The sequence below is a fragment of the Proteus myxofaciens ATCC 19692 genome, from assembly GCF_001654855.1.
GTDB classification, from domain to species: domain Bacteria; phylum Pseudomonadota; class Gammaproteobacteria; order Enterobacterales; family Enterobacteriaceae; genus Proteus; species Proteus myxofaciens.
The window spans coordinates 1-13,314 of the sequence record NZ_LXEN01000156.1; the positions used below are offsets into that span (position 1 = coordinate 1).

The 13,314-nt window shown below is 34.6% G+C and carries 11 protein-coding genes and 2 pseudogenes; 4 read left to right on the forward strand and 9 right to left on the reverse strand.

The window, feature by feature from the left end; translation table 11 throughout:
• From M983_RS16000 to cls, 4 genes are all read right to left on the reverse strand, one after another.
• Positions 1-817 (reverse strand): Rpn family recombination-promoting nuclease/putative transposase (locus M983_RS16000; RefSeq protein ID WP_066753315.1); only part of this gene is annotated, 817 nt, incomplete at its 3' end.
• A 205-nt stretch (positions 818-1,022) separates the two neighbouring features.
• The gene (gene ttcA, locus M983_RS16005; RefSeq protein ID WP_066753318.1) at positions 1,023-1,943 is read right to left on the reverse strand and encodes a tRNA 2-thiocytidine(32) synthetase TtcA; all 921 of its coding nucleotides are present in this window, start codon (positions 1,941-1,943) and stop codon (positions 1,023-1,025) included.
• Between the two features lie 478 nt (positions 1,944-2,421).
• The gene (locus M983_RS16010; protein ID WP_425415204.1) at positions 2,422-2,751 is read right to left on the reverse strand and encodes an HI1450 family dsDNA-mimic protein; all 330 of its coding nucleotides are present in this window, start codon (positions 2,749-2,751) and stop codon (positions 2,422-2,424) included.
• A gap of 88 nt (positions 2,752-2,839) precedes the next feature.
• Positions 2,840-4,300, reverse strand: a complete 1,461-nt coding sequence (gene cls / locus M983_RS16015; RefSeq protein WP_066753324.1) for a cardiolipin synthase — start codon at positions 4,298-4,300, stop codon at positions 2,840-2,842.
• Positions 4,301-4,604: 304 nt separating this feature from the next.
• Here cls and M983_RS16020 point away from each other — a divergent pair, with 304 nt between their 5' ends.
• Entirely contained in the window at positions 4,605-4,784 is a 180-nt protein-coding gene (locus M983_RS16020) for a YciY family protein (protein ID WP_066753327.1), read from the forward strand.
• A gap of 116 nt (positions 4,785-4,900) precedes the next feature.
• Complete coding sequence (tonB, locus tag M983_RS16025) at positions 4,901-5,626, forward strand: TonB system transport protein TonB (RefSeq protein WP_066753330.1); 726 nt, start codon at positions 4,901-4,903, stop codon at positions 5,624-5,626.
• 142 nt (positions 5,627-5,768) lie between these two features.
• Here the strand turns inward: tonB and yciA are convergent, their stop codons facing one another.
• Positions 5,769-6,200, reverse strand: a complete 432-nt coding sequence (gene yciA / locus M983_RS16030; protein ID WP_066753333.1) for an acyl-CoA thioester hydrolase YciA — start codon at positions 6,198-6,200, stop codon at positions 5,769-5,771.
• Between the two features lie 172 nt (positions 6,201-6,372).
• A pseudogene (locus tag M983_RS16035) lies at positions 6,373-6,921 on the reverse strand (septation protein A); the annotation flags it as partial.
• A 277-nt stretch (positions 6,922-7,198) separates the two neighbouring features.
• Here M983_RS16035 and M983_RS16040 point away from each other — a divergent pair.
• Positions 7,199-8,929, forward strand: a pseudogene (locus M983_RS16040) (SulP family inorganic anion transporter).
• Between the two features lie 108 nt (positions 8,930-9,037).
• Here the strand turns inward: M983_RS16040 and M983_RS16045 are convergent.
• On the reverse strand, positions 9,038-9,802 hold the full coding sequence (locus M983_RS16045) for a YciC family protein (RefSeq protein WP_066753338.1): 765 nt from the start codon (positions 9,800-9,802) through the stop codon (positions 9,038-9,040).
• A 441-nt stretch (positions 9,803-10,243) separates the two neighbouring features.
• Here M983_RS16045 and ompW point away from each other — a divergent pair, with 441 nt between their 5' ends.
• The gene (gene ompW / locus M983_RS16050) at positions 10,244-10,891 is read left to right on the forward strand and encodes an outer membrane protein OmpW (protein ID WP_066753340.1); all 648 of its coding nucleotides are present in this window, start codon (positions 10,244-10,246) and stop codon (positions 10,889-10,891) included.
• Between the two features lie 644 nt (positions 10,892-11,535).
• Here ompW and M983_RS17290 read toward each other — a convergent pair.
• Both M983_RS17290 and M983_RS17190 read right to left on the reverse strand, forming a co-directional pair.
• Positions 11,536-11,763, reverse strand: a complete 228-nt coding sequence (locus M983_RS17290) for an IS3 family transposase (protein ID WP_066753343.1) — start codon at positions 11,761-11,763, stop codon at positions 11,536-11,538.
• 1,005 nt (positions 11,764-12,768) lie between these two features.
• A complete protein-coding gene (locus M983_RS17190; RefSeq protein WP_342671339.1) occupies positions 12,769-12,942 on the reverse strand; it encodes an ANR family transcriptional regulator in 174 nt (57 codons plus the stop codon).
• Positions 12,943-13,314: the final 372 nt, after the last annotated feature.

Below are 13,314 nucleotides of genomic sequence, written 5' to 3' on the forward strand. Positions count from 1 at the left end.
GGTGTCCTTTTTCCCAACCAACTCTTTCACCTTTTTCCCAGCCAATCCTTTCGCCTTTATCTTGCAAACGCTGTGCAATACTCACGATAGCCTCCTGATGCTTATCAGCCTGTTCACTGAGTTGTTGAACAATGGACTCAAAGTGAGGTGAATCCAACACAATAAACAGGTAATTAAGGATAGTAATGATGTCATTATCACTATTATACTGTTGATTCAGTGCTTGTGCCAATAATGGGATAACGCGCTCAAACTCATCACGTAACTGCTTGTGTTTCATTGCCAGTTCCATCACTGCGATTTTGCGATGATTGACCAACTCATTATCATCAATCACGGTGACATCGACTAATGGAAAGGCACGCGTATACAACTCATTGGCAATGTCAGATAACGGGAAACAATCAGTCCATAATTGAGAATACGGATAGGGCGAGCGACCACCGTGATAAAACAGAACTGGCACCACTAAGGGCAATATTTTATGACCTTGTTGAAGGTGCTGATTCATGGCTAAAAAAGCATAGTGCATTAATCGCCATGCCATGAGTTTATCGGGGGTCGATTGATGCTCAACGAGCAAATAAATATACCCTTCACCTTGGATTGTTTGCACTGAATACAATACATCCGATAAACGAGAGCGTAATTGTTTATCAATAAATGAAGAATTCGTGAGTGTTAATGTCTTGAAATCACATAATGATTTAATAGGGTGTGGTAAGTGAATATCAAAAAAATCTCTGGCACTGTCGATATTCGTCATAAAGCCTTTAAACGCGGCATCATGGGCAGAGGGTGTTTGTTTAGGTTTCATCAGTCCATTACCTATCTCCTATAAAAGAGAAAAGAGTATAACGCAAAAACAATTTATTGTATATTTTCAATGAGATACGTATTCTTGTTATTAGAATAATGAAAAATGAGAAGAGATTTAAAATGACAGGAAGAATTATTCGTTTAGATAGGATCCATGTTGATCCTATCTAAGGATTATTAATGAATTTGCTAGAAATTTTACATTATTTTACTTCAATAATATCTAATCTATCTTGTGTGAAATCTGGGCGATTTTCTTCATCATCAAGAATTAAGGGAGCTGATGGCAATTCATCTTTATCAAATGCAAGATCACCTCCATTAATCACTTCATCACCATGTTTTATATTCACAAAATCAAATAATTGAGTGTCACATAAATGTGAAGGAACAATATTTTGAGTTGCTCTAAACATGGTTTCAATTCGACCTGGATAACGCTTATCCCAAGTATTTAGCATCTCTTTAATAACTTGTCGCTGTAAATTAGGTTGTGAGCCACAAAGGTTACAAGGAATAATAGGGAATTCTTTAGCTTGTGCAAAACGCTCAATATCTTTTTCACGAGCATAAGCAAGGGGTCTTATAACAATATGCTTACCATCATCACTCATTAATTTAGGTGGCATACCTTTTAGTTTTCCACCATAAAACATATTTAAAAAGAGTGTCTCTAAAATATCATCACGATGATGACCTAATGCTATTTTAGTTGCACCGACTTCTGTTGCTGTACGATATAGGATACCGCGACGTAAGCGAGAGCATAAAGAGCAGGTTGTTTTACCTTCAGGAATAATATCTTTTACTATCCCATAGGTATTTTCTTCAACAATTTTATATTCAACACCTAGCCCTTTAAGATATTCAGGTAATATATGTTCTGGAAATCCAGGTTGTTTTTGATCTAAATTTACCGCAATTAATGAAAAGTGTATTGGCGCACTTTTTTGTAAATTCATTAAAATAGAAAGTAGCGTATAGCTGTCCTTTCCGCCTGAAAGACAAACCATGATTCTGTCACCTTCTTCAATCATATTGAAGTCTGCGATAGCTTGCCCTACATCACGGCGTAAGCGTTTTTGTAATTTGTTGAAATTATACTGCTCTTTAGGAATGCTCATTTTTACGGTTCTATATCGTTGCTATTGTTCTGTAACTTGTCAATAAACAATGTACTATATCAAGTTTTATTGAAAGTAAGCTAATTGATTATGTATGCCTAATTCTCAAATGAAAAGTTAACTATTTATGACAAGAAAATAAATAAGTTGCTAATGATAGCAGATGGTAGGGTGGTTTCGATACTGATATGTCAAAGGAAAACGCAGATATCAAGTGAAGAAGAGTAACAGAGATAATAAAAAGTGCTGAAACTCAGATCGTTATCTGATTGAAGTACAATTATATTAACAATAAGATGCTTAATAATCCTTCAATTTAAGGAAATATATTTATACCTACAGCAACCTTTATTGCTATCTTTGGTCTATTCAATCCTATTAATCCGATTGGGCTTAGTGGAATATTCAATAACATCAGTGGTTAGAAATAATAAAAAATCGCCAGTTCAGCGTAAAACTGACGATAATAATAGAAAAATTATGATTTCCAAATTATATGGAACATAGGCTGTAGCGGATCTCGACTAATAAGAACCCGGCCAAAAATATCATTAATATCAGAATCCTCATCAGGCGCTAGGCCGATAATGACCTCACAAAAACGAGAAGCAGAGATAGGCTGGGCAACGATAAATTGCCAATCATTCCCTAATGTAACAACTTCAGCAGCACCTCTTTCTTCAAATTGCAAATTAAAAAGCAACTGATCCGCAACGTCTAAATTATCGGCGGCTTGTGATAAAAAGAGATCATAAGCTTGTTCTAGCGCTTCTTCTTCACTGATTAGCGTTGGTTCATTCATGGTAATGCCTATCAATTAAATATCGTAAATTTTATCTTAAAGGTAATATTATCTTTATTCATATCAAATGTATGCAGTAAAGATAACAAGGTTGTTATAATAATGGGCTAAAGAAATAGCACATGCGTTCTAAAACGCGATTAAAGAAAGGGCGCTTGTCCCATTCATCAAGGGTGAGTTCAGTAGATCGAGAAATATAATCGTATTGTATAATACTTAGATCACTACCAAAGCCTTCATCATCAATCACAACTGTTATTTCAAAGTTCAGCCATAAACTGCGCATATCGAGATTTACAGAGCCTACCATACTTAATTGGCCATCAACCATGACGCTTTTGGTGTGAAGTAGACCATCTTCAAATTGAAAGATTTTAACACCTGACTCAAGCATTTCAGCAAAGAATGCACGGCTAGCCCAGCGCACTAAAAATGAGTCATTACTACGAGGCATAATAATGCTGACATCAACACCACGCATAGCCGCAGTCGAAATTGCATGAGCTAGATCGTCACTAGGAACAAAGTAGGGTGTTGTCATAACAAGTTCTTTTCTTGCTGAGTAAATAGCCGTAATCAGCGACTGTTGAATAAGCTCATCGGGAAAACCGGGACCTGATGCAATAACTTGTGTTGTGTGTCCACTCGCTCTTTCAAAAGGCATAATATTATTATCAGGCGCGGGGGGGAGATGACGTTCTCCTGTTTCCATTTCCCAATCAAACGCATAGATAATACCAAGAGTTGTCGACACAGGACCTTCCATTCTTACCATAATATCAATCCACTGACCAACTCCTGCATCTTGTTTAAAATAGCGAGGATCAACCATATTCATACTACCAGTGTAAGAAATATAGTTATCAATTAAGACGATTTTACGATGTTGACGTAAATCCATGCGACGTAGAAAAAAACGAAAGAGATTAACGTGTAAAGATTCAACAAATTCAATACCCGCTGCACGCATTTGTGCTGGACCATTAGTACGGAAAAAATGCCAGCTACCCGCTGAATCGACCATAATACGACATTTCACACCGCGTTTTGCTGCTCTAATAAGTGCTGCCGTGACTTCTTCAACTAAACCACCGGGTTGCCAAATATAAAATACCATTTCTATATTATTGCGAGCATTATCAATATCACGAGTAATGACATTAAGAGAGTCTTCACAGGTTGTAAGTAATTGGATTTTATTTCCTTTAACACCTTCAATACCTTGGCGTTTTGCGGTTAATTGAAATAAAGGTTCTGCAACAGCACTATTGTGTTTAGCAAAGATGTGTTTGCACTTTCTTAATTCTTCAAGCCAAGCCACGACAGAAGGCCACATTTGTTTTGCATGCTCTACACGCCTTTTTCCAAGATGAAGTTCACCAAATGCGAAATAAGCAATAACACCCACCAATGGTAGGATATAGATGATAAGCAACCATGTCATCGTTGAGGTGACTGGCCTGCGATGCATTAAGACTCGAAATGTAACACCAGCAATTAATAACCAGTAAAAGAAAAATGTTAGCCAACTTAATACAGTATAAAATGTTGTCATAGGAGAGCTATTTTCCGTTGAAAAAGAACCGCTTGAATAGGCTAGGGGCAATAGAATAACAATAGCTTATTATTTCTATAATTTGCCAAATGGTGTTATTAAATCAGGAATATTAGTGCTGTCAAATCTGTTTATTAAAAGACGCTCATCAAATCAATAACACGGTAAGTATATTATACTATTAATTATGGTAATAAATGATTAAAGAATAAATAAAATACGGGTAAATTTTCATTATCCTCTTGGATCATATATTCAACGTTCTATAATACACCACTTATTCGAAAAAATAGGTGTGAATAGAATGAGACATAGCAGGAATGAAGTTGCTCGTTGGCGAATGATGAGACAATCATTACGTCGTCGTCGTCGTTGGTTAGAAGGACAATCTCGTCGTAACTTTCGTATTTATCGTATGCGTAAACTTGATACTGCTAGAAAACACCGTGGTGTTTTGTTTGTTCAATACACTGAATTGAAATAATAACGCTCTTTTTTAGCTGTTAGTATCAATCATTTTAATAAACGTTATTGAATATGATTGCTATTTGCATTTAAACTAGGGGTACTATTTTTTCTCTAGGTGAAATAAGATAAGTTATGCGTTGGAATATTTGGGTCCTTTGGGGTGTTGTTTCTCTCTGTCTACATGTCTCACTTGTAGCAGCTGCTATGCTATATACGCCAGAAAAGAGTATTACACCAGAACCTATTTCAGTACAAATGATATCATTTGCAGCCGATGAGCCTGCTGGTGAACCTCAACCTGTGGTTGAAGAAGAAACGCCTCCTGAGCCAGAACCTGTTATGGAACCAGAACCAGAACCGGAACCAATTCCTGATGTGAAACCCGTTATCGAAAAACCGATTGAGAAAAAACCTGAGCCTAAACCTAAGCCAAAACCTAAGCCTGTGGAAAAACCAAAGCCGAAACCACCGATTGAGCAATCAAAGTCATTGGCGATGAATAAAGGGCAAGATCTTTCAAATCTCAATCCATCAGCTAAGCCTAGTGATAAAGGTGCTGAAAAACCTATTCATTCAACGAGTGAAGGTAAAGGTAAAGTGCCTAATGCATTGCGCCAAGGTTTACCAGAATATCCTTCTCGTGCTAAAGCAGTAGGTATCGAAGGTTCAGTAAAAGTGCGTTTTGATATTGATGCAGATGGTCGAGTTGATAATGTTGAAATACTTTCAGCAACACCTAAGAATGTATTTGAACGAGATGTGAAAAGAGCAATGCGTCAATGGCGTTATGAAAAGATCGCGTATAAAGGCAAAGTGATTATTATTGAATTTAATATGAGTGGTGTCTCTGCGAGTTAATTGGATAGATAGCTACTAGCAAGCACAAGCATCAAACATCGAAATTTAAAGCCCCCAATATTGAATAGCGATATTGGGGGCTTTTATTATTCAGTGAAAATGGAATAAATATTTTTATAAGTGAGAAATACTCATTTACTATTTACGCAATCGTACTAGGAAGGGTAAAGTTGGCTTTACCTTCTGGTAAACGGCGTGATTTATTATTTTCATCAACAGCAACATATGTAAATACCGCTTCTGTAGCGCGATAACGCTGACCAACAGGCTCAGAGGCAACTTTTTTAACCCATACTTCAATATTAACTGTAATTGATGAGTTACCCGTTTTTAGGCAACGGGCATAACAGCAAACAACATCACCAACAGCGACTGGTTTAAGAAAGGTAATACCGGTAACACTAACAGTGACGACACGGCCTAACGCGATTTCTTTTGCTAAAATAGCACCACCAATATCCATTTGCGACATAATCCAACCACCGAAAATATCGCCATTGGCATTAGTGTCAGCAGGCATAGCAAGAGTACGTAAAACAAGTTCACCATTAGGTAGAGATTGTTGTTCAGTCATGGGAAATAATATCTATAAATGTTAAAACAAAGGAGATGCAAAAGGCATCTCCCGATAATAAAAATGATTATTCAGACTTTGAATTAGTATCATCATTCGCTGATTTTACGTCATGTTGTGTCATGTTATCTGAATGATGTTGGGTAGAATTATCTATTGATGCTTGCACTGATTGTTCTTCAGGTAAACGTTTAGTCCAAATATAAGCGACACTCGCAATAGCGAAAATAAACGTTAAAATAGTTAAGCCAAAGACTTTAAAATTAACCCACGTTTCTTCAGAAAGCGAGAAAGCAACATAAATATTGCCGATAGCACATGCGACAAAAAACAGTACCCATGCAAAATTTAATTTTTTCCAATTTGCAGGTGGAATAGAAAGCTCTTTACCTAGCATTCTTTCCATTAATGTTTTCGGTGTGAAAAACTGCATAAACAGTAACACAAGTGCAAAAATGGCATAAATTGCAGTGACTTTCCATTTGATAAAATCAGCAGAATGGAAAGCAATCGTTAATGAACCAAAAATAGTAACGACAATCGCAGTGATAAGTGGCGCTTTTTCAACTTTATGAAAAATAAAAAAAGTTAAAACGACTGAAATCCAGGTCGCTACAATTAATGCACCAGAAGCATAGTAAATATCCTGCCATTTATAAAATACAAAAAACACTAGAAGTGGAGCGAAATCAAGTAATTGCTTAAGCCAGCCGTTTTTCATAACCGATAAGAACCTATTCCAATTGAATTTATAACCCTCGCTATTCTAAAGCAAAGTAGCGAAAATAGGTAAACAATTGCACATCTTTAAAAAATCAATTTTATTACAGATAATTATACGTAATCTATATAAATCAATTGATAAAAAATAATTGAGTTTAGTTTATGCAATAGAACTTAAATACCACTATCTTATGCCCTGTATTGATGCTTTAATCCTCAAAATAATATTTGATAGTTCCATAATAAAAATTTCTTATATTAGTATGAGGAAAATAATGAACGGAAAAAGAATAATAAAATGGATACCAGGATTAAGCTTATTATTTACCTATAAACGTGAATATTTTGGTTATGATCTTAAAGCAGGGCTATCAGTTGCTGCTGTTGCATTACCTGTTGCCATTGCTTATACCGAATTACTTGGCATAAATCCGATTGTTGGTCTTTATGCGTGTATTTTCCCCATGATGATTTATGCATTATTTGGAACTTCTTGCCAACTTATAACAGGCCCTGATGCAGCAACTTGTGCTGTTATTGCTGCCGTTGTTATTCCATTATCTGCAGGTGATGAAAATACTCGATGGCAATTAGCTATTATTATGACGGCAATGACTGGCTTTTGGTGTATTTTAGCCAGTCATTTCCGATTAGGAGCATTTACCGATTTTTTATCTCGCCCCATTTTACAAGGCTTATTAAATGGTGTTGCTATCACTATTATGGTCGGTCAAATCAGTAAAGTTTTGGGTTTCGAAACTTCACCAGTGCAGTTAATTGAAAAATTAATTGAAGTCCCCTTTAGATTATTAGAAGTACACTGGCCGACACTCGTTTTATCGTTATTAACACTCGCGTTGTTATTGGGTATCCGCCATTATAGACAACGCTGGCCAGCACCATTAATTGCTATGGTTGTGATGACTTATCTGAGTTGGCAATTTGATTTAGCTAATTATGGTGTAGCTATTGTTAATCAAGAAGCGGGGCATGTTGATCTTTTCTTGCCTGTTGTATCAATGAGTAGTTTTCAACCAGGTTTACTGCGTGAACTGATAGTGCCTTCGATTAACCTTGCTGTGATTAGCTTTGTTAGTTTTATGATGACGGCAAGAAGTTTTGCAAGCAAAAATGGCTATGATGTTGATGCTGACCAAGAATTGAAAGCATTAGGTATTGCCAATATTGCAGCTGCTCTTTCTCAAGGTTTTGCTGTCAGTGCCGCAAGTAGTCGCACCGCAGTAAATGATTCTGTTGGTGGTAAGACACAACTAGTCTCTATTATCGCAGCACTTTTTATTTTATTGGTGCTGTTATTTATGACGGAATTCTTAGCTTATATTCCTTTATCCTCTTTGGGCGTCGTACTTATTGTTTCGTCTTGGTCATTATTAAGTCTTCGTCATATCTGGTCTTATCGTAAAAGGAATCGTCAAGCTTTTACGCTAGCTTCATTTACATTATTAGCCGTTCTATTAGCTGGACTGATTACGGGCATTGGTTTTGCTGTATTACTGGGTTTATTACAATTTTTGCGTATTGTTTTTCGACCAAGTGATCAGTTATTAGGTGTTGATGAACAAGGTATGGTTCATTCAATGAATAACGATAACGGTATTGAGCCTATTGAAGGATTAATGATGTACCGTTTTAATTCGCCATTGACTTACTTTAATGTAGGTTATTTTAAAAAACGCGTATTGTAGTTGGTAGATAATGCGCCTAAACGGCCTAGTTGGCTTGCTGTCGATGCTGCTGTGAGCTTTACGTATGATGATGTGAGTGTATTTGCAGTTATTGATGAGCTTATTCGTGAGTTGAGAATTAAAGGTGTCAAATTAGTATTAGCAGGTAGAAGAACAGAGCTAAATCGTTGGATATTGAAAAATAAAATGTCTTTAAATGATGGTGACTTAATTATCGCGCCTGATCTCTATTTTGTCATAAGGTTGTATCAAAGCCGTCAACAAATACAAGAAAAGTATAAAGAGACACAGCAGGTATAATTAAATTAAATCGAGAAATGAGTCTGTTATGCCTAAAATTTTGAAATAAAAAGGCCCGTGAAACAGTAGGGAAACTTAGTATCACGGGCTTTCTGTTTTTATATCGTCTTACTTATTAGAATATTTATCTTCAACAATCATAAATAAACGGAAAAGATAAATAATCATCCATGCCGAGACTAAATTCTTTAAGAAATAAAAGAGGAAGTTATGGGCAATTTCTGGTAATTGCATTGTAATATTACTAATAAATCCAATCCCAAACTGCAATAAAATCCAAATACCTAGTGCAGGTACTAGTGTACCAGATTGACTAAACCCAATTTTCCAACTCAAACGTATTGCATGACCCAATTTTTGGTGGCGAACCAAAGCAACAGGTGCAAGCGCAAAGCCAATCAGCAAAATTAACCCAGGTACTATCATTACCATAAAGCCAATACTGATAAGAATTGAGCAGATAACAACAAGCAGAAACATTTTTGGTAAATGAGGAAGTGCTACACTGAATGTTTGCTTTAATGTCACATTATGGCCAACAGAAAGCGCCATAGCGAACATGAGTAGAGTTAGCACTAATATACTTTGTTGTAATGATTCAAAAACGTAAAGTAACAAAACTTTTTTGACCACACCTACAAGACTGCCTGTCATGGATTCTAATTCATCAGGTGAGAGTGACGCGAGTTCATCACTTTTAAAATTAGAAATAAACTCAAGCATCAGTTGATACTCTTGGGTATTCGGTCCAATTAATGTGTGAATGACAGCCATAATAACAGCAAGCAATGCAGAAAGGGTAACAATGCTACCTCGTTCATTTTTATAAAAGTTTAAACTGTCACGGTAGATTGTGCGTGCCGCGGTTGGCATGGAACTGCTCCTATAAGAAAGACGATATTAATTATCGCTATTGTACCTTTTAAGCATAAAAAAAGGGATAATTTCTCTAAGACTATTTGTTAAAACTTTTTTATATTACTTTTTATACAGACATCAATAAAAAGAATGTCTTTCTAAGTAAAAAAATAAACATTAATTTAACATAAAAGCAACCTTATTTATTTCACTTTATGCGACGACGCTACAGCAAAAAGATTGTCATAATTTTAAAACTAAATTATAAGAAAAAATGGTATTAACGCCTAATTTGATATAGATCAATTATAAATAATCTACTTCATAAATAATAAATAAAGAAATAACACATTCTGCATAAATAATTCCAAAGTTGTGATCTGTCATAGATCATAATAAGTTATTACTGGTTATATTTTAGCGGAAAATTTACTTATTACAGGAATGGACTAAATAATGAAAAAACTTTCTGCGCTTATTTTAGCAGCTGCAACTCTTGCACCTTCTATTTCTTTCGCACACCAAGCAGGTGACTTTTTATTCCGCGCTGGTACTGCAACAGTTCGCCCTAATTCAGGATCTGACTCTATTTTAGGTGGTGACCATTTTTCCGTAAATAATAATACCCAATTAGGTTTAACCTTTGGATATATGATTACAGATAATATTGGTGTTGAGTTATTGGCAGCCACACCTTTTGAGCATAAAGTATCATTAAGTGGCGTTGGTGAAATCGCTAAAGTAAAACAATTACCACCAACATTAATGGCGCAATATTATTTTGGCCATGCAGAAGATAAATTACGTCCTTATCTAGGCGCTGGTGTTAACTTTACAACGTTTTTTGATGAAAAATTTAATAATAATCCAGCCGTTGATGGACTAGGTTTAAATGGTCTTGATCTTAAGGATTCATGGGGTGTGGCAGCACAAGCAGGTTTAGATTATAACCTTAATAAAAACTGGATGCTGAATGCGTCTGTATGGTGGATGAACATCGAAACACATGCGAGATTTAATAGCACAGTCGCTGATAAAGATTTTGATGTTAAAACACGTATAGACCCATTTGTCTTTATGTTTGGTGTTGGTTATCGTTTCTAATTATTTACAAAAAGATATAAATATTTATCGATAAAAGGCGGGGTATATCTCCGTCTTTTTTATTTACTTATCTTCAATATTCTTCTTATAAAATACTGTTTAAATATAAATACTCTTTATTTATGTTAGAGAAATATTCTCAATATAAGAGTAAAGAATAATAAAAACCGATTAAATATCACATTATATTTTATCTTAATCATACTCACTTAATAAACATGCATTAAATATATATCTTATTGCATCATCGTCTGTATTTTAAATAAAAAATAACAAAAACTTGATTCATCTTGCTAAAGAAAGCGTAATAGCTAAGTTAACTTAAAAGTATATATAAAATATATCTTTTATTGTTTTGATAATAGTTACATTTATTCTAACAAGATAGGAATGTTGTATTAATAATGTACAGTCTCTATTTCTTACTTAATATAAGCCATTTATAGTATTCTGTTTTCACACTAAAACTGATTAGTTTATTTAATGTTTTTTTCTTTTTTTATGGGCAGTATATTACGGTTATTATTTACTAGTTATTTTTATATGTTATGAAATTCTTTGTAAATTGATCAAGACAGTAAAACGACCAAATGAGTAGATCACTTAACAAAATAATCTATAAAAGAGAATTTAATAAAGTTTGACTAGCCCTGATATTCCGCTGAGCAATATTGTAAACCGCGATCTGAATGATGGACTAAGGGGGTTGCTGAACTTCGTTTTTTTAAGGCTTGAAACAATAATTTCTTTACTGCATTCGTTTTCATATTGTCATCTAAATGATAATCCACGATTTTTCGTGAATATGCATCGGTGATTAAACTTAAATACGTATCACCTTCATGAGTCGATAAATAGGTAATATCCGCCACCCAAAGTTATTCAAGTTATGTAGGGATAAATCCGGATTTAATTAAGTTTGGATGATGATGAAAACGATGATGGCTTAATGTTGTTCGATGGTAAGCGCGTTTAGTAGGGACAAGTAACCGATGTTCTTTCAATAAAGAAAATAGTCAGTCTTGGCCAATAACGAATTGTTTCTGTTTTAAAATAAAATGCAACTTGCGTCCCCTCAATCTGGGTTGAAAAACGCGTTCACCTTTAACAGCATCGATAATAATGGCGTCTGTTTTTTTCGTTCTTCAGACGTATCTTGGCGTTTGTAATAGGCTTGCTGACTAATTTTCATGAAGCGACATGTGGTCGTTATTGTGAGTCTTTCAACCGTTTTTTCTTCAATAACTCGGCTTTAAGCTGAGCTTCTTCAAGTTCTTTTTCGAGGGCTTTAATGCGTTATTCAGGTGTTTGTTGCTCAGAAGATTGGATCATAGCCGCACCTTTATAAAGAGCGTTGGACGTATCTTTCGACCAATCTAATCTGCCATGTTTATGAAGCCAAACCAAAATGGTAGAACGACCTTGTATGCCATATTGATATTGAGCTTGTTTATAGGTGAATATATCATCTATTATACAAAAAGTGTTGATATATTAATCCATTAGAAAAATGGAATAAGTTCTGATATAAGAGTACGTGAATTATCAATTGGATATCATTCAATAGGTATGTTTATTGTCATCCTAAAACAAAGTGTCATTAAGCATATTGGGTGGAAACAGCATATATTGACAGAAAGAGAAATTAAAGAACGAAAGAAAAAAGCAAGAACAAAAATAAAGTACTCTTTTCTAGGTTTTCAAATTGGTTGCATCTTCATGGCCATATTATCTTGGTTGTTTTATTCTTAATTATTAGAGCTAAGAGATCTTAAGGTATAAAAGGTCTCTTAGACGATATTCAGCTGGATATATAGCTTATAATAAAATTTTTTTAAAATAAAAATAAGACATTGAAATACGTTCTTATTTTATTTTTAAGCATCTTCTTCATAAGGTTCAGTTTTATATTTTTCCCGTTGAATTTGCATAAAACAAAAATTAGAACGATATTCACTCCATAATTGATTATTATAATTATGAGCTAATCGATTTGCTTGTGACCATGCTTTTGAGGTTTCAAAATATTTGTTAGAGTGCTCAAGACGGATTGCATCATGAGCTGTACGAGAAAATAGAGTGGGTTATCGCTATTTTTGAATATCATGAGTTTTATCCTGAATTAAGTTAATTAGAAAAATAGGTAGCTATGGTTATATTTTATTCTTCCCGAAAATTATAAGTTTGAACAATTTACATAATTTACATAATTTTTATTAGAATTTTCTCCGTTCCTACTCATGAATGTATCATTCACCCACTAATATTTTTCAGATAATTCAATAAATTTTGGTAGCTGTTCTTCAGGAATTTGGTTCAATTTTTTTGCCACAAATCGAGATAGAATAGTAACAACTTTTAATAAAGCATTAGGATTAACAGATTCTGTCTCTATTTTAACCTCAGAGATACCTGTATTTCCA

What these genes read in the sequence shown, in the direction of transcription:
- ttcA (WP_066753318.1), bottom strand. Translation starts at nt 1,943, where the DNA reads ATGAGCATTCCTAAAGAGCAGTATAATTTCAACAAATTACAAAAACGC.
- cls (WP_066753324.1), bottom strand. Translation starts at nt 4,300, where the DNA reads ATGACAACATTTTATACTGTATTAAGTTGGCTAACATTTTTCTTTTAC.
- M983_RS16020 (WP_066753327.1), top strand. Translation starts at nt 4,605, where the DNA reads ATGAGACATAGCAGGAATGAAGTTGCTCGTTGGCGAATGATGAGACAA.
- tonB (WP_066753330.1), top strand. Translation starts at nt 4,901, where the DNA reads ATGCGTTGGAATATTTGGGTCCTTTGGGGTGTTGTTTCTCTCTGTCTA.
- yciA (WP_066753333.1), bottom strand. Translation starts at nt 6,200, where the DNA reads ATGACTGAACAACAATCTCTACCTAATGGTGAACTTGTTTTACGTACT.
- M983_RS16045 (WP_066753338.1), bottom strand. Translation starts at nt 9,802, where the DNA reads ATGCCAACCGCGGCACGCACAATCTACCGTGACAGTTTAAACTTTTAT.
- ompW (WP_066753340.1), top strand. Translation starts at nt 10,244, where the DNA reads ATGAAAAAACTTTCTGCGCTTATTTTAGCAGCTGCAACTCTTGCACCT.